At 57.9% G+C, this 26,490-nt stretch carries 19 protein-coding genes; 12 read left to right on the plus strand and 7 right to left on the minus strand.

Translation table 11 applies throughout. The features are described from left to right. Window positions 1-204: 204 nt before the first annotated feature. The 6 genes from KTT_RS24095 to KTT_RS24120 all read left to right on the plus strand — a co-directional run bounded on the left by KTT_RS24095 (window position 205) and on the right by KTT_RS24120 (window position 10,432). The gene (locus KTT_RS24095; protein WP_160146094.1) at window positions 205-1,677 is read left to right on the plus strand and encodes an ABC transporter substrate-binding protein; all 1,473 of its coding nucleotides are present in this window, start codon (window positions 205-207) and stop codon (window positions 1,675-1,677) included. Window positions 1,678-1,755: 78 nt separating this feature from the next. Further along, the gene (locus tag KTT_RS24100) at window positions 1,756-2,898 is read left to right on the plus strand and encodes an enolase C-terminal domain-like protein (RefSeq protein WP_126599049.1); all 1,143 of its coding nucleotides are present in this window, start codon (window positions 1,756-1,758) and stop codon (window positions 2,896-2,898) included. 9 nt (window positions 2,899-2,907) lie between these two features. Then, window positions 2,908-3,678 carry an SDR family NAD(P)-dependent oxidoreductase gene (locus KTT_RS24105; RefSeq protein ID WP_126599051.1) on the plus strand — a complete coding sequence of 257 codons (771 nt, stop codon included), beginning with the start codon at window positions 2,908-2,910 and terminating at the stop codon, window positions 3,676-3,678. Window positions 3,679-3,708: 30 nt separating this feature from the next. Then, a complete protein-coding gene (locus KTT_RS24110; RefSeq protein WP_126599053.1) occupies window positions 3,709-5,844 on the plus strand; it encodes a hypothetical protein in 2,136 nt (711 codons plus the stop codon). Window positions 5,845-6,073: 229 nt separating this feature from the next. Then, on the plus strand, window positions 6,074-6,493 hold the full coding sequence (locus tag KTT_RS24115; protein ID WP_126599054.1) for a MarR family winged helix-turn-helix transcriptional regulator: 420 nt from the start codon (window positions 6,074-6,076) through the stop codon (window positions 6,491-6,493). A 306-nt stretch (window positions 6,494-6,799) separates the two neighbouring features. After that, window positions 6,800-10,432, plus strand: a complete 3,633-nt coding sequence (locus KTT_RS24120; RefSeq protein WP_126599056.1) for an MBL fold metallo-hydrolase — start codon at window positions 6,800-6,802, stop codon at window positions 10,430-10,432. Between the two features lie 125 nt (window positions 10,433-10,557). Here KTT_RS24120 and KTT_RS24125 read toward each other — a convergent pair whose 3' ends face one another. Then, the gene (locus tag KTT_RS24125) at window positions 10,558-11,292 is read right to left on the minus strand and encodes a 3-keto-alpha-glucoside-1,2-lyase-like domain-containing protein (RefSeq protein WP_126599059.1); all 735 of its coding nucleotides are present in this window, start codon (window positions 11,290-11,292) and stop codon (window positions 10,558-10,560) included. A gap of 274 nt (window positions 11,293-11,566) precedes the next feature. Here KTT_RS24125 and KTT_RS24130 point away from each other — a divergent pair, with 274 nt between their 5' ends. After that, the gene (locus KTT_RS24130; protein WP_126599061.1) at window positions 11,567-12,808 is read left to right on the plus strand and encodes an FAD-dependent oxidoreductase; all 1,242 of its coding nucleotides are present in this window, start codon (window positions 11,567-11,569) and stop codon (window positions 12,806-12,808) included. Between the two features lie 365 nt (window positions 12,809-13,173). Here KTT_RS24130 and KTT_RS24135 read toward each other — a convergent pair whose 3' ends face one another. Both KTT_RS24135 and KTT_RS24140 read right to left on the minus strand, forming a co-directional pair. Further along, the gene (locus KTT_RS24135) at window positions 13,174-14,580 is read right to left on the minus strand and encodes a transposase (RefSeq protein WP_126594614.1); all 1,407 of its coding nucleotides are present in this window, start codon (window positions 14,578-14,580) and stop codon (window positions 13,174-13,176) included. Between the two features lie 141 nt (window positions 14,581-14,721). Continuing rightward, window positions 14,722-16,653, minus strand: a complete 1,932-nt coding sequence (locus tag KTT_RS24140) for an alkyl/aryl-sulfatase (RefSeq protein ID WP_126599063.1) — start codon at window positions 16,651-16,653, stop codon at window positions 14,722-14,724. Window positions 16,654-16,888: 235 nt separating this feature from the next. Between KTT_RS24140 and KTT_RS24145 the strand changes: the two genes are divergently transcribed. Continuing rightward, the gene (locus KTT_RS24145; protein ID WP_126599065.1) at window positions 16,889-17,374 is read left to right on the plus strand and encodes a Clp protease N-terminal domain-containing protein; all 486 of its coding nucleotides are present in this window, start codon (window positions 16,889-16,891) and stop codon (window positions 17,372-17,374) included. A 53-nt stretch (window positions 17,375-17,427) separates the two neighbouring features. Here KTT_RS24145 and KTT_RS24150 read toward each other — a convergent pair whose 3' ends face one another. Next, window positions 17,428-18,030 carry a hypothetical protein gene (locus KTT_RS24150; protein WP_126599067.1) on the minus strand — a complete coding sequence of 201 codons (603 nt, stop codon included), beginning with the start codon at window positions 18,028-18,030 and terminating at the stop codon, window positions 17,428-17,430. Between the two features lie 726 nt (window positions 18,031-18,756). On the opposite strand from KTT_RS24150, the gene KTT_RS24155 reads away from it, so the two are divergent. The 4 genes from KTT_RS24155 (at window position 18,757) to KTT_RS24170 (ending at window position 23,295) form a co-directional block, all read left to right on the plus strand. After that, window positions 18,757-20,655: a sensor histidine kinase gene (locus KTT_RS24155; RefSeq protein WP_126599069.1), complete on the plus strand. Its 1,899-nt coding sequence runs from the start codon at window positions 18,757-18,759 to the stop codon at window positions 20,653-20,655. Between the two features lie 427 nt (window positions 20,656-21,082). Further along, window positions 21,083-21,928, plus strand: a complete 846-nt coding sequence (locus KTT_RS24160) for an alpha/beta fold hydrolase (protein ID WP_126599071.1) — start codon at window positions 21,083-21,085, stop codon at window positions 21,926-21,928. Window positions 21,929-22,054: 126 nt separating this feature from the next. After that, window positions 22,055-22,681 (plus strand): trimeric intracellular cation channel family protein, encoded by a 627-nt coding sequence (locus KTT_RS24165; protein WP_126599073.1) that lies wholly within the window; start codon window positions 22,055-22,057, stop codon window positions 22,679-22,681. Window positions 22,682-22,770: 89 nt separating this feature from the next. Beyond that, on the plus strand, window positions 22,771-23,295 hold the full coding sequence (locus KTT_RS24170) for a hypothetical protein (RefSeq protein WP_126599075.1): 525 nt from the start codon (window positions 22,771-22,773) through the stop codon (window positions 23,293-23,295). A gap of 57 nt (window positions 23,296-23,352) precedes the next feature. On the opposite strand, the gene KTT_RS24175 is transcribed toward KTT_RS24170, so the two are convergent. From KTT_RS24175 to KTT_RS24185, 3 genes are all read right to left on the minus strand, one after another. Further along, window positions 23,353-24,375, minus strand: a complete 1,023-nt coding sequence (locus tag KTT_RS24175; protein ID WP_126599077.1) for a tagatose 1,6-diphosphate aldolase — start codon at window positions 24,373-24,375, stop codon at window positions 23,353-23,355. 116 nt (window positions 24,376-24,491) lie between these two features. Then, the gene (gene iolG, locus KTT_RS24180) at window positions 24,492-25,517 is read right to left on the minus strand and encodes an inositol 2-dehydrogenase (protein ID WP_126599079.1); all 1,026 of its coding nucleotides are present in this window, start codon (window positions 25,515-25,517) and stop codon (window positions 24,492-24,494) included. Window positions 25,518-25,539: 22 nt separating this feature from the next. Beyond that, window positions 25,540-26,469 carry a TIM barrel protein gene (locus tag KTT_RS24185; RefSeq protein ID WP_126599081.1) on the minus strand — a complete coding sequence of 310 codons (930 nt, stop codon included), beginning with the start codon at window positions 26,467-26,469 and terminating at the stop codon, window positions 25,540-25,542. Window positions 26,470-26,490: the final 21 nt, after the last annotated feature.

A 26,490-nucleotide genomic window follows, 5' to 3' on the forward strand; every position in this document is an offset into this window, starting at 1 on the left:
TACGGCGGGGGTGTGATCGTGCGGGGAGGGTGAAACCGGACGCGAGGTCCGGACATATGGTGGGTGTGATCGTGCGGGGAGGGTGAAATCGGACGCGAGGTCCGGACATATGGTGGGTGTGATCGTGCGGGGAGAGGGAAATCGGACGCGAGGTCCGAACTTATGGGGGCGATTTGTATATTTTTACGGGAAAGGATTCATTTTATGTCTATGAACAAGACGATGTCTGTCTGGCGTTCAGGTCATGTGTTTGGTCTGCTCTTTTTGTTGGGAGCGTTGCTGCTCACCGCGTGCGGAAATGGGTCGCAGGCGCAGGGGAGCAGTGGTGGCCCCATCACCATTACACTGGCCGGACCGAACCAGTGGAACAGTAGTGGAAAAAGCTTTGGTCCCGCCTGGGATACTGCTGTGCAGCAATTTGAGAAGCTTAATCCCAATGTAAAAGTCAAGATTACCGTGCTGCCGCTCTCCAATTTCTCGCAGATTGAGGCGACTCAGCTGGCCTCGGGGAGCGCGCCCGACCTGATCTTCAACCAGACCAGCTACAAGCCATACCAGGTGACGCCGCTGGATAGCTATCTGCAGCAGCCCAATCCTTACGCGCCTGAAAAGCCACATTGGATGGACTGGTTTGACTCACGTGCATACAACCAGACGACCTCATCAGCGGCGGATGGTCACCTGTACTGGGTGCCGCTCAACCTGGTGAGCGTAGGTTTGTTCGTGAACCAGGACCTGTTCAAGAAGGCTGGTGTGGATTTCCCCATCAAGACCTATAGTGACTGGGAGACGGCGCTGAAGAAGTTCAAGGCCGCCGGCATTACGCCGATGGCGATGGACAACTCGCAGATCGGCATTGCCTGGCCGGTTGGCTCGATCCTCAACCAGATGATGAACAAATACTATAATGACTTCAACTGGTATGATGCATCTGGCAAGCCCGGCAGCTACTCGACGCTGACCAACAAAGACCTGGTGCGCGCCATCAAGACTGGCAAGCTCAACGCCAGTCTGCCCGAGGTGGTTGAGACGTTAAAGCTGGCCAAAGACATGTACTCCACGGGTGCCACGCCCAACTGGTCCGGTATCAAGGGTCTCTCTGGTGCAGGCGTCAACCTGGACGATTTCCTGGCCGGGCGCGCCGCCATGGCCTGGGGTGTTAACTTCGGCGCCGCCGAGGTTTCCAAGGCCACCTTCAAGGTTGGCAGCATGGGCTTCCCGACCATCACCAGTGATACCACACCGCTCTCCACCGGCGCTCCGGCGCAGTTCGGCGTCACAGCTGGTGGTACCAGCTATATGATCCCCTCAACCGTCAAGGGCGATCACCTGAAGTATGCAGTGCGCTTCCTGCAGTTTATGACCGCGCCCAAATACGCACAGGACTGGATTACCGCCACCACCGGCGTCCCCTCGGTAAGTGGGGTCACGGCGCCATCGGTGATTAGCGGCTTCTCAGAAGGCGCATGGGGAGAATCGCCAAAGTCCAACGGCTACTCCTTGCAGGGGCTCTCGCCACAGCAGGGTCAGGACTACACCCAGATCATGCAGGGCTATCTGCTCGGCACCACCAGTCTCTCTGCCACACAGAGCAAGCTGGACGCCTCCTGGAAGTCCGCTGCCGACTACCAGATACAGCAGAATCCCAGCTGGGGGAACGAGAGCTGGGCCAAATAGCCATCCTGATACAGACCTGTTATATCGGGGTGCCACGGTGCGACGGCGTAGCGTGGTATCCCGATTGAAAGGTAGAGCATGAAAATCACCGCCATTCGCTGCCAACGTTTACGTTTAAAACAAGAGGTCGCCTCACAGCCGTCCTGGCTGTCGGAGAGCGTGATCGCCAATCCGATGTCTATCTATCCCCGCTATGCCGCCCGGCGTTCATCCTGGACCGCACCGTTCGGGGGATTAGCTGTTATCATTGAGACCGACGAAGGGATTGAGGGGCTGGCCACCGCCGATGGAGGGGAGGCCGTTCAGATCATCATCGAGCAGCACTTCGCGCGCCTGCTGGTGGGGGAAGATCCGACCGACATCGAGCGCCTGTGGGACCAGATGTTCCGCGCCTCTACTCCCTATGGCCGCAAGGGGCTGAGCATGTTCGCCATCAGCGCCGTCGACTGCGCCCTGTGGGACATCTTCGGCAAGGCGCTCAAGCAGCCGGTCTATCGGCTGCTGGGTGGGGCCACCAAAGAGGACATGCCGGTCTACGAAACAACCAACGACCGCGTCGACTGGGACAACCACGAGTTCTTTGGCGTCAAGTTGGCCATGCCGTATGGTCCCGCCGACGGGCGCGAGGGACTGCTCAAGAACCGCGACCTGGTCAAAGAGTGTCGCCAGCTCATCGGCGACAAGCGAGACATCATGCTCGACTGCTACATGGCCTGGGATGTCGAGTACACCATTCGCATGATCGACCTGGTCGAGCCCTACGCGGTTCGCTGGATCGAAGAGGCGCTGCCGCCCGACAACATTCAGGGTTACGAAAAGCTGGCGCGCTACACAGGTCCCGTAGCCCTGGCGACCGGCGAGCACGAATACTCGCGCTGGGGACATCGCGACCTGCTGGCGACCGGCGCCATCTCGGTCTTCCAGCCCGACATCAACTGGGTTGGCGGCATCAGCGAGACACGCAAGATCTGCGCCATGGCCTCCGCCTGGGGCCTGATCGTTGTTCCCCACGCCGGAGGGCTGCAGGCGGCCGGACTCCACCTGATGAAGAGCCAGGTCAACTGTCCCTTCGCCGAATGGGTACGCACCTGGAATCGAGACGCGGGACGACCGGCGGCAGCCATCCTCGGCGTGCCCGATCCAGAGCACGGCCGCATCCGACCGAGCGAGGAGGCGGGCCTGGGCATCAGCTTAAATCAAGACGTGCTGGACCTGACATAGGGGGGTAGAATGCATAAACTAGATGGCCGGGTGGCGATCGTCACCGGTGGCGCGCGCGGCATCGGCGCCAGCATCGCCCGTACCCTGGCGGCCTACGGCGCCGACATCGCCATCCTGGATTGGATGCTCGACGAGGAGGCGGCCGCCCTGGTCAGTGAGATCGAGTTGCAGGGACGGCGCGTGCAGACGATCGAGGTCGACGTCTCTGTCTCCGAGCAGGTTAACGCCGCCGTACAGGAGGTCCTGAAGAGCTATGGCCGCATCGACATCCTGGTCAACAACGCCGGCATCTGCCCCTTTCGCGACCTGCTCTCGATCAGCGACGAGATCTGGCAGAAGACGCTCAACGTCAATCTGAGCGGCATGTTCTACCTGGCCCGCGCCGTCGCGCCCACCATGATGGAGCAGCAGAGCGGCGTCATCATCAATATCTCAACGGTCTCCACCCAGATCTGTAGTCCCCACCAGGTCCACTACATCGCCTCCAAAGGTGGGGTTGACGCCCTCACGCGAGCGCTGGCCGTGGCGCTCTCACCCTACAACGTACGCGTCAACGCCGTTGCCCCCCTCGGCGCGGCCACCGCCATCAACGCCAACGCCGAGGAGCAGCGCCAGGCCTGGGAAAAGAGCGGGATGCCGCGCATCCAGCGCCATAGCCTGGTCAGGAGACCAGGGGAGACGCAGGACTACGCCAACGGAGTTCTGTATCTTGTCTCGGACGAAGCCTCGTTTATCACCGGAATCGTTCTGCCCATAGAAGGAGGAGCCCTCATCTTTTAATATCCCTAATATCAAAGGAGAAAAAGGATAATGCCAATAAGGAAGTTGGGATCTTTGCTCGGTAGCGTCTCAGTGATTATCATCCTGTTATGTTCGCTCAACCTGGTTACGGTTCAAGTCGCGCGGGCGAATAGTACCACATATTACGTCAACAACCAGAGCGGCTCCAACTGCAGCGACGCCGGATCTGGAACATCACAGGGAGCGCCCTGGTGTGATTTCACGCCCATCAACGGGCAAACCTTTGGCCCTGGCGACCAGATCCTGCTGGCGCGCGGAGCCAGCTGGAACCAGCAGATGACTATCAACGGCTCCGGCTCGGCCGCCAGCTACGCCAGGATCGACGCCTACGGTTCGGGGGCACGCCCAAAGATCATCAGGAACGGCAACGAAGCCGACCGCGCCATTCGCATGAACGACCCATCCTACTGGAGCGTCAACAACCTGGAGATCGGCTCAGCCGGCACCGGCATCCTGGTCTACTACGACACGCTATCGCACCAGGGCCTGCAATTCTCCAACATCTACGTCCACGACATCCGGGGCATCCACCAGGGAGACACGACCAGTGGACAGAACGACCGCATCTGGAACTCGGCCGGCATCGAGATCACGGGCAGTGTCTCCTTCACCTCAAGCCAGTACGCGCTGCAGAACGTCACGGTCAGCGGCATTGAAGGGACCCACAACCAGGACAGCATCTCCTTCGACTGGTTCAACGGGGTGCAATCCAGCGATGGCGGTGATGGTCACAACCTGGTACAGAACGTCACCCTCAGCGACCTCTATCTGCACGACGACAATGGCCCGGCGGCCGGCTGCGACGAGGGGATGAGGCTGGTCAACATACAGAACGTCACCGTCTTCAACTCGCGCCTCAACGACGAAGCCGCCTGCCACAGCAACACCGGGACGGCCGGCATCATCTTTGGTCGTCTGCAGAACGTCTCATTCGTCAACAGCATCATGACCAACGTCCCCAATACTGGATCCCCCGACCAGACTGGCTTTGACTATGAGTGCTGCAATGACCAGGTGCGCATTCGCGACAGCTATATCGCGGGTAACGCCGGGCCGGGCATCGAGTTTCTGGCCGTCCATGGCAGCGGAGACCACAGCACGAACAGCGAGGTATCCGGCAACGTCTTCGTCAACGATGGCTATGGTGGCATTGAACGCGGTGGCGCGGACATCACGCCGACCGGAATTATTCGTGATAACCTCTACTCCGAGCCAGCCGGCCTGACCACGACGGCGGGCGGCGGCGACTTTAGCGGCTTCACGCTGAGCAACAATCTACAGGCAACCACGGCCAGCGCGCTCTACAACGCCGGCAACGACTATAGCGGCACACAGGGACAGCAGCAGTGGTCGTATCAATACAGCAATGACGGCACGAACTGGAGCAACCTGCCCTACGACAGCAGCACTGGCATCTGGAAGCCCACTTCATCCAGCGTCCCCCAGATTACCCGCTTCGGCATGCATCCCGACAGCTGCTCACAATGTTGGGTCGGCAGGGCCTGGACCTCGCCCAGCAGCGGCACGATCAGCGTACGCGGCCGCGTACTGAAGGGGGATATTGGCGGCGGCAACGGCATCGTGGCCCGCATCACCAAAAACGGCAGCGTCATCTGGGGTCCCCAGACGGTCGCCTATAACGACCAGGTCGGCATCGAAGCCAATGTGGATAACATCGCCGTCAACGCCAACGACGTGGTACGTTTCGAGGTCGCCAATAATGGGGATAACTCCTATGACACCACCAGCTGGGACCCCTCGGTCGGCTATACAGCGCTGGGAACGCCCGCGCTGAACCGCTACTACAATGGGTCGACCGATCATTGGATTACCAGCGGCAGCGTCACGAGCGGCTATCATCTAGAATCGACGCTGGGTTACGTTTTTAGCAGCAGTCAGAGCGGAACGGTGCCCATCTATGGTTGTCTCAATGGTGGCAGCGACCACTTTATCTCACTGACATCCAATTGTGAGGGGACCAGTGTCCTGCGGACCGAAGGCTGGATCTATAGCAGCCCAGCGGCGGGGACGACACAGATCTACCGTTGCTATACTGGTAGTGACCACTTTGTGTCGATTGATCCCGGCTGCGAAGGGCAGACCTATGAAGAATCGCTGGGGTACGTGCTGAACGCGCCCCAGTGATAGAGAGGATGGGAGGCGCGGCCATGCACGATTGTGTATGGTCGCGCTTTTTTTGTCATACGTAGCTTGAGGAGCGATACAAACAGTGTTGCGGTGCTTTAAAGTGCTAAAGTAGTCAGGTGCTTGCGATCTCCACGACAGAACTGCTATACTTTCATAAACAAATTTATATAAGGAAGCTTATATATGAATCATAATATAAATGCAGAATGCAGCGGAGGGAGAGGCTATGGGGGCCACACTTGAGAATCTGGCGCTGGCCATTAAGGGGATGCAGTATCGGCATCATCGCACGCTTGATGCGAAGCTGATGCCGCTGGGGATTACGCTTGTGCAGTGGGATGCGTTGCGTGCGATCAGCCGTAATCCAGATGCGTCGTCGCACCGGCTGGCGCAGCTGACATTTCAGACCGACCAATCCTTTGGCGCCCTGGCGGGCCGGCTGCTGGCGCACGGATGGATTGAGCGTATCAGTGGACCCGGCCGGGCGATCCGCCATCGCATTACGCCTGCCGGAGAGGCGATCCTGCACGAAGGGTTTGGCATCTACAATGAGGTGATCGCGCAGTCATTCGCGCCACTTTCGCCGGCGGAACGCGATACTTTGTACGACCTGCTGACGCGTTTGTTGGAAGGAGCTGGCGAATAGAGAGGGAGATGGTATCGCTGGTGGAAGGTGCGTAACGGGGGAGGGGCCGCTGCGCGGCCAAGCCGGGGCAAGCCCGGCACCTACGGAAGGTTGTCGTAGGAGGGGAACGTTTTCATGTGGGATGATGTGGTCAGGCATGATTTCTTTATCGGTGGGGGGATTTCCGTTATGGAGACATTGGTGGAAGTGCAATCACAGAACGGCGTTGACAAGGTGGGATGGGAGAAATAGAATGCGTATGCAATGGGATGTATTCGGTATCTTAAGGCGTGAGAGAATACGAGCTAGAAAAGGTGATGGGATAGTATGCAGGTTATTTTTGCTGGCGGTGCTGCCGGGGTGGGGGCGAGCTGCGTGGCGATCGAGATCGCGGGGCAGTGGATTGTGGTTGATGCCGGGGTGCGGGTGGATCGGTCGGCGGATCCGTTGCCGGACCTGGCGCTGCTGGAGGGGAAGGATGTGCGGGCGATCTTCGTGACGCACGCGCACGCGGACCACATTGGGGCGCTGCCGTTGCTGCACCGGGCATTTCCGAGCGCGCCTATTTATACGTCGCGGGCCACGCATCTGCTGATGGAGATCATGCTGGCCGACGCGCTGAAGATCATGAACAAGCGCGCGGTTGAAGAGATGGAGATCCCGCTCTATCCAGCGGTCCTGGTAGGGAGCATGCTGAGCCGGGTGAGGCCGATTCCGGTAGGCGAGAACTGCACGGTGGCGCAGCTGCCGGGGGTCACCATTCACACCAGCCGGGCGGGGCATATCGCGGGCGCTATGAGCCTGGGCTTCAGCAGCCAGCAGGAGAGCATCGTGGTGTCAGGAGACCTGAGTCTGACTCCGCAACGGACCGTGCTGGGAGCGGTGCCGCCGGAGATCGAGCGGCCCGACTTACTAATCCTGGAATCAACCTATGGCGCCCGGCTGCATCCCAATCGACAGGCGGAAGAGCAGCGCATGGCCGAGGCGGTGGCCGAAGGGCTGAAGAGCGGACACGTATTGTTGCCCTGCTTTGGTCTGGGACGTGGACAGGAGATCCTGCTGCTGCTGCAGGCGATGCAGGAGCAAGGGGTAGTGCCGATCTTCCCCATCTACGTCGATGGGCTGGTGCGGCGCGTCTGCACGGCCTATCAGCTGATGCCCGAAGCCCTGACGCCACGACTGGGGAGGCAGATTCGCAAGGGCTTCCTGCCCTTTCAAGGCGACAATGTCAGTTTTGTGCGCGACGCCAGGGAGCGGCAGACGATCCTGGATGGTCCCCCCGCCTGTATCATCGCCAGCTCAGGCATGCTGACCGGTGGTCCCAGCGCCTGGTACGCCGCCCGGCTGGCCAGCAATCCCAACGCCTCCATCCTGATCACTGGCTACCAGGACGAAGAATCGCCGGGCAAGCGGCTGCTGGACCTGGCCGAAAACAAGAAAGAGACGCTGGAACTTGAGGACCAGCAGATCGCGGTCCAGTGTACGGTGGCCAAGTACAGCCTGTCAGCGCACGCCGATGGAGGGGAGCTGGCCTCGTACGCGGCGCATCTCAAGCCAAAACGCGTGGCGCTGGTGCACGGTGATGACGACGCCCGGCGCGCCCTGCAGACCCTGTTGGAGCAGAGCGAGGTTCTCTTGCCGCGCAATGGCGAGACCCTGGATCTGAGCGCGCGGCAGAAGAAGAAACTGGCGGTTGAGCCTGCGCCAGTGGTTGAGATGGTCATCGAGCCCGAAAGCCTGCCGTATGGGATTGGCGAGCCGGATGGCATCTTCAACGCCTCCAACCTGGAACAGCTCTGGCGTGCCCTGGAGCACGTCCCCTCGTACCAGGTGGTGACGGTGCGCGACCTTGTCAACGTCTGGTATGGTGAGCGCGCCATCCCCGAGCACGCCATGTGGCTTTACGACGTCCTGGAAGAAGAGCAGCCCTACGACGAGCCATATTTTATCCCCGCCGGCGAGATCGCTGAAGCCTACTATGTGAGGCATACGGAGGAGGACGAGCAGGAAGACCGCCTGCGCCAGCTGGTCGGACGCATCATCCTGCTGCGCACCAATCCATCCGCCTCCAAGCCGGTGCTATGCCGGGCCATCGCTGCCCGCGAGACCCTGCGTGTCCTCTTCCCACGCGGCGAAGCGAATGATCGCACGCGCTTCCCCCTGAGATCTTTGATCGAGGTGGTTGGACGCCTGCCCTATGAGGAAGGGTTAAGCGAGAAGGAGACGCTGACCAGCTGCGTGCGCAACGCGCGCAGGATACGCCGGGGGCTCTCGGCCCATGAACTGGCCCGCAGCTGCCAGCCAGACGAAAGCTATACCCTGACTGATCTGTGTGAGCTAGCCGGGGTCTCACAGCACAAGATAGAGGAACGACTGGCGATCGCCAAGCTGGTGCAGCAGCATCCCCGCCTCTTCGAGCAGCTCGACGACCTGGTAGAGGGGTCTGGCCCGGTCCACTACGGGCTGGCGCCGACGTGGAGTGAGGCCCTGACCGAACCCGAACAGCGCGAACGGCCCGACCAGAACTGGATCCTCACCACCATCGAGCGTTATATAGGAACGCCATCCGACATGGTGCGGCGCAGCGTCGATGGCGAGAGCGGAGACGTCACCCTGACCTTCATCTATCCCGAGGGAGCCTGGGAGCGCTATCACGAACGGCTGGAGGCCGCCGCCGAAGAGACCAGTGTCAACATCATCATCTCCCCGCACACGCCATTGGGAGAGTTGAGCAAGCTCGTCCTGCAGATGCTGCCCGAGGGCCTCAGCGCCCAGGGCAATCCCTCCATCTTTGTGGAGCAGCGCGTGATTCGCTTCACCTGTTCGGGGCAGGCGAGCGAGGAAGAGCTGGAAGCGGCCCAGCAGCGTGTCCTGAAAGAGACCGGCTGGCAGCTGGAGGTGGCTGGCCTCAAGGTCGGTGGAGAGCGATCCATGAAATCCCCAGAGAGCGTTCCAACCAGTAGCGCACCGGTTGGGCCAGTGAGAAGCGGCGGCGCGCCCGTACAGGAGCAACAGGCGATCAGCTATGCGCGCACGCTATTGAGTGGACTGGCTGGCTTTCTCAAGGTTGGGATGGACAAGGCCAACTATGTGCTGCGGGCACGCTTCGAATTTCCCGAGGTCGCGCAGCAGCGCTATGGAGCCATCTTCCAGCAGATCGAAGAGAGCACCGGCTGGACCGTCCAGATCTATCCGCTGACGCCGAGCCAGGAGGCGCTGGTCGCCATGGCGCACAGCATGCTACCGGATGGACTGGAAGCCCTCGGGCGTCCCTCCATCTACTGGGACCGCAACACCGTAGGCGTGCTCTGCAAAGGGAGCGCCGAGGTCGAAGCGGTCTACGAGGCGCAGCGACAGTTCGCGGCCGAGACGGCCTGGACGCTCGAAATGCAGGGCATGACCCTGCAGAGCGGCCCCATCTCCAAGGACGGTCGTCAGCTGGAGCCAGAGCTGTCCCCTAATCAGGAGCAGACGGTAGAAGAGCAGACGCAGGAAGCGAGCCCAATGCTGGTTGAGGAGGATCCCGGTGCTCGCGTCTCCCAGGTGCAGGCGATGGCCAAAGCCAGCGAGCTACTCAGCGACGCCGAAGACCTGTACCAGATCGGCGTGGATGCCAGGCGCGGTTGCCTATGGCTGCACTTCTACTTTCCACAGGGGGCCCGTGTACGCTACGCGCAGCGCTTCCTGCAGATCAAAGAACAGACCGGCTGGGGCGTTGAGCTCCACGAGCGCGTCCACGTGAAGGCCCTCATCAACACCGCCCGCCGACTGATCCCGATCGACGCCAGGATCATTGGCACGCCCCAGATCGATCATGGGCGGCAGCGCATCATCTTCACCGGCAACGGCGTCATGAGCCAGCAGGCCAAAGATGACGCGCGCAGCACTTTCGAGGCCGCCACCGGATGGGAGCTTGTGCTGCGGGTGGGCGCGCCCGAAGAGAGCGGCAACGCGTTATAAGCGCCCGCGAGGGGCCGCATCGCAAAGCTCGCGACCCAAGCCGGGGCAAGCCCGGCACCTCCGGTGGGAAGTGGGTGGCCGGGGACGGGGTCGCCTTCGGCTCCAAGCCGGGGCAAGCCCGGCACCTACAGGGAGAGAACGCGGATGGGGCCGATGTTGAGGATGGCTTTGCCGCAGACGAGGCGGATGGGCCCCTGGGACAGGCTGTTGGTTTTGGCGCTACTGGCGCGGCTGACGCCGTGACCATCGATATAGAAGAGGGCGCGTTCTCCTCGGATATCGACGCGATAGGTGTGCCACTGGTTGCCCGGCACGTAGTCGAGAACCTGGGGGCTAGCGTCATCCATCTCATGTTCAAATGGTTCGATGACGATTTCAGAGAGCGGATGGGTGGCGTAGCCATGCTGGGTTGGCGTGAGGAGGTTGAGGATGTGGGCCTGGTAGCCATCTCTGCCCGTTGCCGGATCGGCATTGAGCATAAAGTAGCCTCCATCTTTGGGCACGCTCACAATCTGGACGCGGTACTCGACCGAATAGTTGGAAGTGGTCGGGGTATAGGGAATCTGGAGCGAACGATTCTCACCTAGATCGGTCTGAAGCGTATTGCCTTTAATCTTCCACCCGGCCGAAGCATGCCAGTCTTTGAGTCCCCGCGACCAGTCAGATTGATAGAGTACCACGCCTGCCGCCTGTTTCGTCGGGGTGGGTGTGGCATTGGTGTTTGTCGGGGTAGCGGTGCTGGCGGATGGGGTTGAAGCGCAGCCATAAGACAGGATACAGAGCAGGAGAAGTGGCACCAGAGAGCCTCTGATGCGCCTTAGAACCGTGGACTGATGGTTTGGATAAGGGGTAGCAAACATAGTGGAAATCCTTTTCTACTTGCATGACAAGGGCCATATTTCGATCATTATGGTACTCATTGTTGTTTGTGTATCTATATATATACGGTTTTTATGTTCCTGTCTTCACGCCCTGGAATAATGTTACTAGAGTCAGGTGAAGAAGGTTGCAGCCCAAAAGTCATCTTATCTGCTAAAAGACCAGAGAGACATGTTATAATTTTTGTGTATTACCAATAACCATAAAATATATTACAAAAAGATGATGGAAGATTGACAGCCAGGAGTAGAAAATATGAGTGTTATTATAGGCGCCACCGGCCAGGCATCTGATACCTCAAATACCACTTATGATGTTACTGTACTGGGCGCTGGCCCCTATGGACTCTCGGCGGCGGCTCACCTGAAGCAGCAGGGATTAAAGGTTGCCACCTTTGGCAAGCCACTGGTGTTGTGGAGGGAGCACATGCCGAAAGGGATGTTGTTGCGTTCATACTGGTGGGCCTCCAACCTCTCTGATCCCGCGCAAAAATATTGCTTTAAAAACTACCTGATTGAGCAGGGGATGGAGCCATCCCCCGATCTTGATCCCCTTCCCATCCAGACGTTTATCGACTACGCGATGTGGTTCCAGCGGAACGCGGTTCCCGATCTGGATGAAACCTACATCTCCTCGATTGCACGCAACGGCCAATCCTACATGGTCAAACTGGTTGATGGGCGCACTATCTCCAGTAAAACGATCGTGATGGCTCCGGGCCTCCATTACTATCGTTACATCCCTGAAGAGTACCAGGGGCTGCCATTGTCGCTGGTCTCGCATTCGACCGATCACCAGGACTTCACGTCCCTGGCCGGCAAGGATGTCGCCATCATTGGACGTGGGCAGGCGGCACTGGAGACGGCGGCGCTGGCGTCGGAGGCGGGGGCCAATATTCAGATCATCAGTCGCAGCCCGCTACGCTGGGTCAAGATCGCCAGCGGCAAGCTTCCCCCCTGGCTGCAACAGCTACGTGCCCCCAGGGCTGGCATGGGGAGCGGCTGGATGAATCTCCTGCTCGAAACCTATCCCTATATGCTGCAGCGGCTGCCACAGGAGCGCAGGGACAACCTGGTAGACACCACGCACGGACCAGCGGGCTCTCACTGGCTCAAGCCCCGCCTGCTCGGCAAGGTCCAGATCCTGGAAGAGACCTCAGTCTTAAAGGTCGAAGAGGTTGGCGGACGCATCCGACTCACCCTCTCGGGTGGCAAAGAGACCGAAGTAGATCATGTCATTCTGGGGACAGGCTTCAAGGCGGACCTCAAGCGCCTGCCCATGCTTGATCAAGAGATCATCGACTCTGTCCGGACCTACCAGGGATCGCCCGTTTTGAACACCTGGTTCCAGTCCAGCATTCCCAGCCTCTACTTCATCGGCTACTCATCGGTACGCAGCTTCAGTCCGCTCTATCGCTTCGTCATCGGAGCGGATGCGGCGGCCAAACGCGTCTCCTCATCCATCAAGCGCGAAGCGCGTCAGCTCGCGCGGGTATAAAAGAATACATGAGACATCCCAAATTTTAGGGATGAACTTGTGAAAGAAGCGAGCAGTTCTCCATTTTTGAAGGAGAACTGCTCGCTTCTCTTCTCTTGCAGAACAACGTGCTTTCCCCGTTTGGCTCGCTGAAAAGCACCACTGTGCCAAAAAACGGAAAAAGAGAAAGGAGCTGGTCAACCGACTTTCCACTCCCAAAGCATCCCAGCGGCTTCCACAGGGCCTAGGGGTATGCTCTTTTTGCACGCATTCGCATCCTCTGTTGGCAAGACGCGTTGTACCCGATGAACACCGGACACACGCCCACATGGTCAGCCGATGCCGACCAGAGCGTCTCTCGTCACGTGGGGAACCTCCACACCACCTCAGAGCATGATGATCTGGACGCGAGGCTGGGGCCGGGGCCGGCCAGCTACCTCCTCCCAGCGCGCAGGGATCCGTTGCCACAACCGACTCAAGGCCAGGCGCAGCCGTGCAAACGGCTGGTGTGCTTGCCGGGCATGACGGCCTGTGCGATGACAGTAGTGCCGCAACAGCCAGCGGCGTAAGAGTTCGTAAAACGGCGCCAGCAGGCTCAGCAGAAAGGCGTAGGCCAGCGCCGCCAACAGCAGCAGTTTTTCTCGCGTCTCCCACTCCCAGAGCCGCGGGCTTTGGAAGCCCAATTCGCTCTTGTTTTCTTTCCAGGTCAGTTCGATCTGCCAGCGGCGCGCATAGGCAAACATGATCCGCCAGGCATCTTCCGCGGTGGTGATGGACTCGGCGGTGAGCAGATACCAGGGCAAGCCACCTTTGCGCCGAGCTACGACCAACCACAAGGGCTGCTCAGGATGGTCGGGGTGCGTCACCGGAAAGGCAAGAATGCTGCCCATGACCCACTGGTGACGACGGCAATCCCACACCCAGCGTTCTTGCCATCCTCGTTTGCCGCGGGTGATTTTCCAGGCTGCACGTCGCTGACCCTGGGCATCCACGAGCTGATAGTCTTTGTTCCAGCGCAGCACAAAGCGGAGCGAGAACGCCAGCAACAGACCCAGCCAGAAACTGCTGGCGAAGCCTTGATCAAAGACATGCATCACCTCGCGTCCCCAGAGCAGAACGCCTTGCAGCAACAGTTTGGCTTGCTCATCGCGTTTGAAGGAGGCGCGCGCCCCACGGCTGGTCCACCACCGCATGCTGGCTAGTTCAGGCGGGTCGTCTTGCTGCTCGCTACCGACCAGGACCACGGCCAGCCAATGGAGGCCCGGCACAAAAATGGGGCCACGCGGTGGGGTGTAGTAGCCCTTTTTGATATGGGTGAGTCGCGCCGCTTTACTTGAGCGCACCGGGGCAAGATCATCGGAGGCGATACTTTCTGGTTTCTCCCAGGCGCTCTCATCCCACAGCGCCAGCACATCCCTTCCCATCTGTTTCCACCTTGTGAGGCGCTGGCTGGCTCGATGCCACAGATACGAGCGGATCAGCTCAGCGGACCATTTGCGACAATGCAGCAGCCGAGACAGCCGCTTGGTGCCTGCCGGGGCTTTGTCAGGCGTTTCGAGATAGCCGCCCATTTCCGAGAGGAGCAAGCCATTGACGCGATCACGAAAGGTCAAGATCACTGCGACCGTGTGCAACATCGTGCGCACCAGTCGTTTGTCCATGCGGGTATCAGCTTCCATGAGCAACGGAGCTAGAAACCGAGCGAGAGCGGTGTACAATCCCTGAGCCATCTCGGCAGGGGGATATGGTGGAACTTGTGGCTCCTCAAGCCGTGTGAGATACTGGGATGACATGAACAACACCTCCTGGATTGACTGAATGATGGTTGGTTGCTTTCTTCAGTCTCGCTCAGGAGGTGTCTTTTTACAAGCCCGACCTTAAAATTCGGGATGTCTCATGTATATAATTGAGAACCGGCAGGGCGGGGTTGGTATTTATGGGGTGACGACGTTAAAGGTTGGTTCAAAGGTGTCCATGAGGGAGAGGAGCTCAAGGACCTTGTTTTTGTCGCCCTGAATCTGGATGGCGTTGAAGGCGATCTCGTTCTCAAAGGTGGTGGCGCCCAGGTTGATAGCGTCCAGGATGGCCCTGCTCAGGGTCAGGGTGGCATCGGGTCGGGCAAACTGCTTATCGGGGGTATAGGTGAGGGCGCTATTTTCCAGCTGTATGGCGTAGCGCTGATTGGTATCGCTGAAGGAGAGGTTCAACGCGATAGATTTGCCATTGGCTTTGGGTCCATTGAGGCGAATGCCCAGGTAGTCAAGGAGCATATCGATGGTCATGGCTTTAATGACATCCGGACTATCGGTTTTGGTGCTGGAGGTAATGGCATGTCCCTGGCGGAGTTCCAGGGCACCCATCAGGTATTCATTACGCCAGGTAGGATTCTCGCACTGATAGGCGAGCTGTTCGAAGGTCGCGGCCAGCAGTTCGCGCGCGGGCTGTAGCGTGGGATCGGCGAAAACCACATGATGCATGACCTGGGCCACCCAGCGATACTCACCCGCGTCGAACGACCGCCGTGCCTTCTGCATGATCTGCTCGGGGCCGCCCATATATTCAACATACTTGCGCGCCGCTTCCTCGGGAGGGAGGGGATGCAGGTCGGCCGGGTTGGAGCTATAGAAGCCCAGGTATTTCTGATAGATGCCCTTCACATTATGATTGACGCTGCCATAATATCCCCGGTTATACCAGCACTGAGCCAGTTCCGCGGGGAGCTGTATCTTTTCCGCCACCTCCAGCATGGTATAGCCATGATTAATCAGACGCAACGTCTGATCGTGGAGATACTTATACAGGTCGCGCTGCTTCTTGAGGAAGGTCAGGATCTGTGCTTGTCCCCAGGTGGGCCAATGATGTTGCGCAAAGACCACCTCGGTACGGCTGCCAAAGCGCTCGATGGTCTCATTAATGGTTTTCCACCACGAAACGGGATCGCGCACCTCGGCGCCACGCAGGGTATAGAGGTTATGCAGGGTATGGGTCATATCCTCAGCGGCACAGAGCGCCTGGAATTGTGGGAAGAAGATCAGCATCTCGGAAGGCGCCTCCGTATTCATCGCCATCAGGAACTCCATCTCGACCCCATCGATGGTGCGCCACTCTCCGCTCTGGCGGATCGTATCGGTGGGAGGGATCAGCGTAATCGTCCCCAGTGGAATCGTTTTGCCGAGGCCCGCGTCAACCTGTCCCAGCTCACTTTTCGGAAGCAAGGCTCCGTACATGTACATGGCACGCCGACTCATGGCATTGCCCGCGAAGACATTCTCGCTCACCGCATGTGCCATAAAGTCTGCCGGGGCCAGGATCTGTACTTTGCCCGCTTCAACATCATCCTCAGAGACCACTCCTTTCACGCCCCCATAATGGTCGGTATGGCTATGGGTATAGATGACGGCGCGCACAGGTCTGGGCGCAAAATGCGCGTAGTAGAGCTGAAGGCTCGCATGGGCTGTCTCCAGCGACGTCAGCGGATCGATGATGATCAGGCCGGTATCACCTTCGATGATGGTCATATTGGAGAGATCCAGACCCCGCACCTGGTAGATACGATCGGTCACCTTGAACAAGCCATGGATATAGTTTAGCCGGGCCTGGCGCCACAGGCTGGGATGCACGGTAGGAGGGGCTGATTGGGTAGAAAGGAAATCGTATGGAGCCAGGTCCCAGACCACCTGTCCCTGCGCGTTAACGATGGCCTGATCGGCAATGGTGCCGACAAAGCCACGCGTGGCCTGATCAAAATCATCCTGTTGCTCAAAAGGCAACTGTGTCAGGACACTGGCGTTGGCGGCCAGAGTGGTTGAAGAGGGTGTAGCGTGCAAAGAAATGTTTTGGCGGGTATCGGGATTATAATGTGTCATCTTGCAATCCTTTCTGAACCGCTGCGATCAAGCAAGCGGCAACGATCACAATATTTCTTATAAAGCAAAGCGAAGGAAAGGACATCAGCCGATCGATGGAGATTTCTGCTTTGTATTCCAATTATTAATGATGACAACGTCTATGTGTATGTGCCATAAGTTTATTTGGATGAATGATAGGTAATAATGGAATGAAATAGGCCATTAATGCAAGAGGTTGAATTCATCAAAGGAGATGGAAAGGCATAAAATGCTGCTAGCGGTGTATCCATTTACGATCGAAGCCAGGTTTGTGCTGGAGCATGCTCGCCTATCAGCCACGAATCGGGAGCAGCCGGTTGGGCCGGAAGATCTGCTGGCAGCATTGGCGTATCTGGGTGCAGGTAAGGGCACACGCATGAACGAGATCCTGACAGGCACGCGTGTGCAGTTGGGCAATGTGCAGAAGGTGCTCAAGGACAGGCAAGGGCAGCAAAGAAAAGTGGCCGCGCCCATTCTGGTGTACAGCGCCCTGGGGCGGGCCTGCATACTGCTCGCGGCAGACGAAGCGGAGCGCAGGGATGGTCCGGGGAGTCCAATCAAGAGCGAGCACCTGCTGCCTGGCCTGTTGCGCGAAGAGAAGGGCATCATCGCGGACCTGCTGACCGAGCTTGGAACCAGCGTGGAGGCCTTGCGGGCCAGAGCGGAAGCGATTGCTACGACTGGCCCAACCTCCACTTGATCTTTTGGGAAACATAGGAGACAGGTGTGTTTGAGCGGCACGCACGGGGGAGCCTATGGCACCTGCAGGACAAACTGTCGGGAGGCCAGGATGCGCATAGATTGTCCCAGCATAAAATGAATATCGCGCACTTGATCTTTTGTCAATGGTTGTGGTGTAAAAAAAGCCACAACCAGCGTCAATGCAGTAGGTACATAGGTGATCGACGATGGTTTCTGTGGTACGGGAAGGTAAGCTGGATAGCGCAAGAAATAGTCCGATAGAAAATGGATGTTGTACTGCCTGAACATCTTCACCAGGATAGGTTGAAAGGCCTGCTCGATCGGGAGCGACAGGGCGCTGCGCTCCTCCTGCAAGAAACGCTGCACAACGGCCTCTATCTGTTTATTGGCATATACAGGGTGCGAGGGAGAAAATAAGTAATTGGCTTCGGCGCGCAGCAGGAGATGGGAGTTACCCTGCGTATCGAGCTGAGGTGCCCAGCATTGAATCGCGGATACACCCAGATACCGCCCCATGGCACGGCACAGCCACAGAAGCGATTCATCCACATGTCGCGAATTGGTGACCTGGCTCAATAGTTGAGAAATAAGCACAACAGGCTTTTGTCGTTCCTCCTGTTGAGAAGGCTGAGGCGAAAATTTGCTATCTTCCATACAAGCCTCTCGTTTTGTTACACAAACAAAACATGTTATACGCAACGACACGATATATACAGAAGCAGGGATGTATTAAAGGTGGTCAAAACCCTACAGCAAGCCAGGGCAGAGCGCATAAAAAGGATGACCGGTGCAGGTCACGGGAGGGCCTGATGATCATCCATTTTTCCGTTAAGGAACATTGTGCAAGCGGCGATGCTACAAATGTAACCTGTTTGATAGAGTAGTACTTGAATTTGTTTTTGTATTGTAACATACTGCACAGGTTAATAGTAACATAAATTTTCCCGTTCTCATAGTGAAAAGCGGCGAGTATATGCATTTTGGATGATTGTGATCCATCTGTGATGGCGGGATATAGATTTGTAGAGCAGGATGTGGTTTGATAGAGAAATAGGTGCATTAATACCTGTTCTGTTTTGTCCAGGTAGCATGCAGAACGGGCCACACCTGTTAGTTACCCGATGTATTGGTTGGCGTTCTCTTCTAAGGAAGAGGACCTCACTGTTTATTCTCAGCCAGCGGTGAGCAGTTTTGAATGGATAGCTGATCGGAGAAAAAGCTTGACGACGCCAGTACGGTATCTTATTATAGTTGAGCTAAATGAGTGTAGTAACTCGTTAATATATTTCGTCTGCAACTCATTTTTGAGTACTCCACGTGATACTATCTATGCAATCACCACGTATTGATGAATATATGTGAAGCGACCGGGACAAAATAATGGCAACGAATACTTATGAACACAATGAAGCATTCTTTCAAGCACTGATAGAACATAGCACGAATGCGCTCGTCCTCTTGCAGCCTGATGGATGTATTACCTATGCCAGTCCCGCAACGGAAGGCTACACCGGTTACACCTGCAAGGAATTGGTGGAGCGGAATAGCTTTACCCTTATTCATCCTCTCGATCTGGCCATGGTACAGTCAGCACTGGCAACGGTGCTGGCTATCCCTGATCGCACAGAAACCATTGAATATCGGTTTCTGTGTAAAGATGGTGATCACGGCTGGTTTAGAGGGACCTTTACCAATATGCTGACTCGCCCCCCGGTATGCGCGATCTTAAGTACTCTATATGATATCAGTGAGCAAAAGCGAACTGAAGAGCGTTTGAGGAGGAACAAGGAGAGTTCTCAAACGCTGCTCGCCCGTGAGCAGGCGGTACTCAGGCAGGAAGAGGTAGCCAGGCGGCATCTAAACGACCTGTTCATGCAGGCACCAGCCATGGTCTGTGTATTGCGGGGTCCTGAACACCGACTTGAACTGGTCAATGATGCCTTTCGCCAGCTTTACCCAAGGCGAGAATTTGTGCTTGAGAAGACCGTACGCGAGAACTGGCCGGACCTGGAGGATCAAGACTTCTTCGAAGAGCTTGACAGGGTATATCAATCTGGTAGAGCGTATGCCGCCAATGAGAAGCTGGCCCTGATTGATCGGGAGGATAGCGGTATACGGGATGAGGGCTACTTTAATATTGTATATCAGCCCATCTTTGACGAGCGGGGCAGTGTTGAGAGCATCATTGTATACATCATGGAGGTAACGGAACAGGTGCTGGCGCGCCAGCGCATCCAGGAGAGCGAGGCGCGGCTGCGTCGTCTCATTGATGCCAACATTGTCGGGGTAACGTTTTGCACCCTGGAGGGTCGTATCAACGAAGCCAATGACGTATTTTTGCGGATGATAGGCTACACGCGAGAGGACCTGCGGGCGGGCAGAATCGACTGGGCCAGGATGACGCCACCGGAATATGAAGAGATTGATGCCCAGGCGATCAGTGACTTACGGGCGCGAGGCGCCATCCCGCACCCATATGAAAAAGCATATCGGCGCAAGGATGGGACCCTGCTCCCAGTGGTCGTCACGGCTGCCGCCCTGGATGAGGCCAATCCCAACGAATGTATCGCCTTTATTCTGGATAACAGCATGCAGAAAGAGCTCGACCAGCGTAAAGACGACTTCATCAGTATGACCAGCCATGAGCTCAAGACCCCGGTCACCAGCATCAAGGGTCTCACCCAGGTGTTGCTTAAGCGCTTCGAGCAACGCGACGAGCCTGATATCAAACGCATGCTCCTGATTATGGATGTGCAGCTCAACAAGCTCACCAAGCTGATTGGCGACTTGCTCGACATCTCGAAGGCGCAGGGTGGCCAGTTGATCATGGAGCAGAAGCCGTTTGACCTGGACACATTGGTGTGCGAGACGATTGAGCATATGCAGACGACCATGGCCACGCAACATATCAAGCTGGTAGGAAAGGCGAACGCGACCATTATGGGAGATCGCGACCGGATTGGTCAGGTGATCGTCAACCTGTTGAGCAATGCCATCAAGTATTCGTCCCGCAACTCTCCCATCGTTGTAAAGGTTTTTCGAGAAGGCCAGCAGGCGGTAACGCAGATACAAGATTTTGGCATCGGTATCGATGCGGGCTACCAGGACAAGCTCTTCAACCAGTTCTATCGTGTAACGGACCCGCGCGAGCCTTATCCGGGTCTAGGGATTGGCCTCTATCTTTCGCGTCAGATCATTGAGCGCCACAGCGGGAGGATCTGGCTGCAAAGCAGAAAAGGGGAGGGGTCAATTTTTGCTTTTTCTCTTCCTGTTGTGTGAGAATAGGGGGAGCATTCCCGTGCAGGGGGAAGTGCGCGGCCGCGCACGCGCGGGTGCTTTGCACCCGCACTTTATTTAGAGAGAGGTGCTGCGGGTCGCACAGCGACCCGCAGCACCTCTCTCTAAATAAAGTGCGGGTGGAGCACTTCTCTATGTGGAGCACTTCTCTATTAAGAATGCGTCTTACTTTTATGATTATCGCTGGCAGCCTGGATGCATTTTCGCACCTGAGGTGTTTAATAGTTTATGGTGTGTTGGTGCAGCAGGGGCGCAATCGCGCCCCTGCTGCACCAACACACCATAAACAGGGCGGACGCGCGTACGGGGGCGCGCAAGTGCCCTCAACATGGCGGAAGTAAGACACATTCTAAATAAAGCGCGGGATCAGTATCATTATATATAAATGTAGAAGGATAAGGTTAGGGATATGATGGAGCAATTTGAAGGCGGGGCGAGGTCAAACCGGATTGTGTTACCGGCTGGTGAATTTCATTATTTGAGCTGGGGGGCCGAGCGGAGTGAGCTGCCGGCGTGCGTTTTGCTGCATGGGATTACCAGTTCGGTGCTGAGTTGGGTGCGTGTGGGGCCGGCATTGGCCGGGCGGTATCGGGTGTTCGCGCTGGATATGCGCGGTCATGGTGATAGTGTCAAGCCGACCGCAGGGGTGTACAGCCTGCGTGAGACGGCGGCCGATGCCGAGGCCTTTATTCAGAGTCTTGATCTGAGGAATCCTGTGCTGGTAGGTCATTCGTGGGGAGGGGCGACGGCGCTGGTGCTGGCCAGTGGCAACGGGGCGGCGCGACCGAGTATTGAGTTCTCGCAGGTTATTCTGGAGGATCCGGCGCATAATTTCGGGCATGGTAATCCCGAGAAGCGCGCGGCGCAATTTACCGCCGATATCGGGGTTGCTCCTGATATATTACGGGCTAGATTGATGGAAAGCAATCCAGAATGGACGGAAGAGGATATTGAGGGGAAGCTCGATGCCAACAGCAAGGTCAGCAAGGAGGCGGTGGTGAGCGTGTTCGCGGACACGGAAAAAGAGGGTGAGCTCTTGCCGCTGCTGAGCCAGTTAGAGGCTCCAACGCTGGTTGTGCGTGCCGATCGGAATCTGGGTTCGACACTGGACGATAGAGCCTGGGCCGCTGTACGGGAGCAGTTGTCCGCGCCCAGTATGGCTGTTGAGATCCCTGGCGCTTCGCATAATATTCATCGCAGCAAGTTCGCTGAATTCATGCAGAGTGTGGATGCGTTCCTACAAGCGAGCGCTTGAGGTGATAGAACGATGTGTATGCCGGCAAAAGCGGCATACGCACAGAGTGAGTGGAGAGTCCGGTTGTTAAGGGGAATATACCCACAAAAAATATATTAGAACAAGGTTATACAAAAGGTTTTCTCTATGCTTATCCATATACTCGATATACTTGGTACGGCGGTGTTTGCTATCAGTGGGGTGCTGGCGGCTGGTCGGAAGAAGATGGATATCTCTGGTGTGGTGGTGATCGCCGCGGTTACCGCCATTGGTGGGGGAACGTTGCGCGATGTGCTGCTGGGACGTCATCCGATCTTCTGGTTTCATGATCCTACCTATCTCTATGTCATACTGGCTGCCGCGGTAGCGACGATGCTCTATACGCGTTTCTTTCGACCTCCTCATCGCCTGCTCCTGCTGGCGGATGCTGTCGGGCTGGCGACCTTTGTGGTACTGGGCGCGAATGCCGCCTCTGTGGCGGCGCTTCCTATGGTGATTGTCGTCCTGCTGGCGGTGATGACCGGGGTGGTTGGCGGCGTGATCCGCGATGTGCTCTGCGCAGAGATTCCGCTCGTATTGCAAAAAGACATCTATATGCTGGCCGCCCTGGCCGGTGCCAGTATCTATGTAATCTTAAAGATGGCGGCAGGCTGGGATAATACGCTGGTGACGCTGCTGGCGATGGGGTGTGTGATTGTGCTGCGCCTGGCCGCGATCTTCTGGCATCTGCACCTACCGCTGTACCAGGTGCGCGAGACGCCGCTCAAGGGGTGAGGGGGTCCGATTTGAACGCGAGCGCCTGATTGCGTGTACAATAAGGGAACTATTTAACCGGATTATTGTGACGCGAGAGGAGCGATGCGATGAGTGATCTTCCGTGGCTGGCAAGCCTGCTGAAATCGAGAAACACCATTGATGCTAAGATTGCCACGCTGATCGGGTGCGCGGCCCAGGTTGGGAATGTGGGGGAATATATTGCCGCGGCTGTTTTTCATATAGCGCTTGATGAAGAGAGGAAGCGGCAGGGCTACGATGGACGTTTTACCACGGGCCCGCTGGCGGGACAGACGGTCGATGTCCAATGGCGTCCCAGGCGTGATGGGCAGATGAACATCAAAGTAGACGCGCGGCCCGACTACTATCTGGTGTTTACGGGTCCAGCGGAGGCCGCCACACCGAGCTTCGCCAATCCCTGGCTGATCGACGCGGTCTTCCTCTTTCATGCTGGCGAACTGCTTAATGCGCTGCGCGAGCGCGGCGTTCAGTTGGGGAGCAGCACCAGCGTGACCGGCCCATTGTGGGAGCGAGCCCAGATCTTCCCGGTCCCATTGAATGCACGCCTGCGGCTCTCTGACGACGAACTGAAGCAACTGATGCTTTTTCGTTGATGCTGTTCCGCTGGATGGTTGCCAGCAATTGAGGATGGAGAACGCATACAGGTCGGATCAGACGATCTCGATAGCATCGCGGCCCCCGTAGACATCCCACCATCCGGTGGCGCTGGCGACCACCACGCGATTGATGGTCTGAATATTGCGCGCGCCATGCTCGGCGAGCCAGTCTGTTAGCGCCTCCTGTCCCTGTTGGGCGTAGATGGGGATGCCACCCTGCCAGGTCGCGCGTCCGCAGAGCACGCCCGCAAAGCGAGCTCCCGCTTCAGCGGCCAGTTCCAGCATCTCGCAGAAGGCCGCGTCGGAGACCCCGGCGCTTAAATAGATCAAGGGGAGTGTGGCAGCCAGCGTGGCCTCACGCAGATATGTGAGTGCCTGCCGGCGTGTATATGCAGCTGTATCACCGGTGAAGGCGCGCGTCCCGGCTACAAAGGCGGGATTGATGGGCAGCTCGACCTTGAGCACATCGACGCCGTAGCGCGGCTGGCCAAATTCCGCAATCACCTCTGTCACATAGGCTGGCTTCTGGCGGGCGAAGGCTAATCCCTGACTACCACCCACCGTATGGTCATAGACCAGTGGCTCCAGGAAGAAAGGGATATCCAGGGCCGCGCACTCGGCTCCGACGCGTTCAATGTATGCCTGCTTGCGCGCATTGACGTCCGCGTGATCGCGGGGATTATAGTACAGCAGGATCTTGATCGCGCGCGCACCGGCCTCGACGAGGCGGCGTACGCTCCAGGCTGGTAGCAGGTCGGGCAAACGATCGCCCGCTTCGCCCGTATAACCGGACTTCTCATAGGCCAGCATCACCGCGGTGCTGGGCGCGCAACTGGTGATCGCCTCCAGACCATATTCGGGATCGAGCAGCAGGGCGCTGGCATAGGGCGAGAGTACCCTGGTCACCGTGGCCTTGAACGTCTGCAGATCTTGAACCGTTGCCCTGGCTCCGCGTGCCTCGGCGATGGCCTGCAAGAGATTCAAGCGGTGGTCGACCGCCAGTGCGGCGATCACGCCTTGCTCGTTGGAGCAGGCGTTTAACGCCGTGAATTTGCCATGGCTCATTTTGACTGCCATTGTTGGTCTCTCCTATGTTTCCTCGCCTACGGCGGGGAAGGGAAAAAGGGAAATATTGGGGACACCCCAAACCCCGGCAGGAGGGGCTAAACGCCCCTCCTGTACCTCCCGCTTTATTAAAAATCTTCGTTCAGGCGCACGGGTCGCTGCTCGTCCAGCGAGCGGCGTGCGGCTATGGCCAACAGCACCGGTGCGCGTCCGTCCTGTCCGTTGACGGGTACGGGTTGGTCGTGCTGGACCGCCTCTACAAAGGCGGTGAGCTCGCGGACAAAGCTTTCGGTGTAGCGTTCCAGGAAAAAGTGCAGTGGCAGGTCGCGATGCACGCTCTGGCCATCACTGATGATAGCCGTGTTGGGATAGTTGTTGTCGGTGCGGATTGCTCCGGCGCTGCCCAGCAGTTCTACACGCTGGTCGTAGCCGTAGGCGGCACGGCGACTGTTGTCGATCGTCGCGATGACGCCGCTGGCGAAGCGCAGCATCACCACCGCCGTATCTACATCTCCCGCCTCGCCTATGTCGGGATCGCTCATCACTCCGGCCAGGGTAAAGACCTCCTCAACTTCATCTCCGATCAGGAAGCGGGCCATATCGAAGTCATGGATCATCATGTCGAGGAAGATGCCTCCGGAGACGCGAATGTACTCGATGGGTGGTGGGGCAGGGTCACGGCTGGTAATATGCAGCAGATGCGGGCGACCAATCTCCGCCTGCTCGACCGCCTGGCGCACGCGGCGATAGTTGGCGTCGAAGCGCCGATTGAAGCCGATCTGCAGCTTTATCTTGCCCCCTGCCTGATCGACCGCCGCGAGTGCGCGGTCGATTGAGCGCAGATCGAGGGCGATCGGCTTCTCGCAGAAGATATGCTTGCCCATTCGCGCCGCCTCTTCAATGATCTGCGCATGCGTATTGGTTGATGTGCAGATGACGACCGCCTGGATATCGGGATGCCGCAGGATATTCATATAGTCTTGAGTGCAATGGGGGACGGCGTAGCGCTCCGCGCAGGAGCGCGCCGCCTCCTCATTGGAGTCGGCTATCATCAGCAATTGGGTGGCGGGGATGCGGGTCGCGAGATGTTCGGCATGTAGTGAGCCGATGCGACCCGCTCCGATCAGGCCAATCTTTAAAGGGTGTGCTGGCACAGGGCTTCTCCTCTCCCTTCGCCTAGAGCCCGATCGTCTGCAGATAGTCCCGGTTGCGCTGCGCGCTCTCTCTGGGGCTACCCATGCCAGGCAGGACGTCCTGTTCCACGACGATCCAGCCACTGTAGTGCTGTTCGTATAGCCACGATTTGATGGTCGCGAAAGGAACGCTGCCCTGGCCCAGTTCGCAAAAGACCCCATCATGTACGGCGGCGAAATAATCCTGGCCGGTAGAGCGGGCCCGCTCGGCTATGCGGGGATGGCAGTCTTTGAAGTGCACATGCCAGATGCGTTCGCGAAAGCGCTGCAGGCCATCCAGGACGCTCTGGCCATCGGTACCACCGGTTCCGTAGAGATAATGACCGGTATCGAAGACCAGTCCCAGCAGCAACGGATCGGTCAGTTCGAGCAGGCGGGTGATCTCCTGCGGGGTCTCGACATAGCCGGCGCAGTGATGGTGGAAGGCGGTACGCAGGCCCGTCTCGTTGTGAACGGCGCGCGCGATCTGTTCGGCGCCACGCGCAAAGGTTGTCCACCGCTGCGAGTTCAGGCCCTGATCGGGTTTGATGCGACCAGCGTTCTGGGTGCGTTCCGGTACGGTTCCGTTGGCGTCGGCGAGAATGAGGAAGGGGGCTTGATCGCCTGGATTGGCCACAGCGGCCAGCAGGCGAGCGACCTTGAGAGCCTCGGCCTCACCGGAGTTGTGAGCCTCTGGCTGAGCCAGCGCCACCGGCACGAACGCACCCACCATGGTGAGCTCACGCTGTACTAACTCTGAGCGTAGTTGCGCGGGATCAGTGGGCATAAAGCCCCAATCTCCTAGCTCGGTGCCGACGTAGCCGGTAGCGCGCAGCTCATCGAGCATCTGCTGGTAGCCGATGCTCTCGCCGGCCAGCCCTTCAAATTCGAGCGCGCCCCATGAGCAGGGAGCGTTCGCAACACGGATCGTCATCTTGTTGATCTCCTTGTCGTG

Origin of the sequence: Dictyobacter aurantiacus (assembly GCF_003967515.1) — a bacterium.
GTDB lineage: Bacteria > Chloroflexota > Ktedonobacteria > Ktedonobacterales > Ktedonobacteraceae > Dictyobacter > Dictyobacter aurantiacus.

Bases quoted from the DNA above. Each gene is read 5' to 3' on its own strand.
- KTT_RS24095 (WP_160146094.1), top strand. From the start codon at position 205: ATGTCTATGAACAAGACGATGTCTGTCTGGCGTTCAGGTCATGTGTTT.
- KTT_RS24100 (WP_126599049.1), top strand. From the start codon at position 1,756: ATGAAAATCACCGCCATTCGCTGCCAACGTTTACGTTTAAAACAAGAG.
- KTT_RS24105 (WP_126599051.1), top strand. From the start codon at position 2,908: ATGCATAAACTAGATGGCCGGGTGGCGATCGTCACCGGTGGCGCGCGC.
- KTT_RS24110 (WP_126599053.1), top strand. From the start codon at position 3,709: ATGCCAATAAGGAAGTTGGGATCTTTGCTCGGTAGCGTCTCAGTGATT.
- KTT_RS24115 (WP_126599054.1), top strand. From the start codon at position 6,074: ATGGGGGCCACACTTGAGAATCTGGCGCTGGCCATTAAGGGGATGCAG.
- KTT_RS24120 (WP_126599056.1), top strand. From the start codon at position 6,800: ATGCAGGTTATTTTTGCTGGCGGTGCTGCCGGGGTGGGGGCGAGCTGC.
- KTT_RS24125 (WP_126599059.1), bottom strand. From the start codon at position 11,292: ATGTTTGCTACCCCTTATCCAAACCATCAGTCCACGGTTCTAAGGCGC.
- KTT_RS24130 (WP_126599061.1), top strand. From the start codon at position 11,567: ATGAGTGTTATTATAGGCGCCACCGGCCAGGCATCTGATACCTCAAAT.
- KTT_RS24135 (WP_126594614.1), bottom strand. From the start codon at position 14,580: ATGTCATCCCAGTATCTCACACGGCTTGAGGAGCCACAAGTTCCACCA.
- KTT_RS24140 (WP_126599063.1), bottom strand. From the start codon at position 16,653: ATGACACATTATAATCCCGATACCCGCCAAAACATTTCTTTGCACGCT.
- KTT_RS24145 (WP_126599065.1), top strand. From the start codon at position 16,889: ATGGAAAGGCATAAAATGCTGCTAGCGGTGTATCCATTTACGATCGAA.
- KTT_RS24150 (WP_126599067.1), bottom strand. From the start codon at position 18,030: ATGGAAGATAGCAAATTTTCGCCTCAGCCTTCTCAACAGGAGGAACGA.
- KTT_RS24155 (WP_126599069.1), top strand. From the start codon at position 18,757: ATGGCAACGAATACTTATGAACACAATGAAGCATTCTTTCAAGCACTG.
- KTT_RS24160 (WP_126599071.1), top strand. From the start codon at position 21,083: ATGATGGAGCAATTTGAAGGCGGGGCGAGGTCAAACCGGATTGTGTTA.
- KTT_RS24165 (WP_126599073.1), top strand. From the start codon at position 22,055: ATGCTTATCCATATACTCGATATACTTGGTACGGCGGTGTTTGCTATC.
- KTT_RS24170 (WP_126599075.1), top strand. From the start codon at position 22,771: ATGAGTGATCTTCCGTGGCTGGCAAGCCTGCTGAAATCGAGAAACACC.
- KTT_RS24175 (WP_126599077.1), bottom strand. From the start codon at position 24,375: ATGGCAGTCAAAATGAGCCATGGCAAATTCACGGCGTTAAACGCCTGC.
- KTT_RS24185 (WP_126599081.1), bottom strand. From the start codon at position 26,469: ATGACGATCCGTGTTGCGAACGCTCCCTGCTCATGGGGCGCGCTCGAA.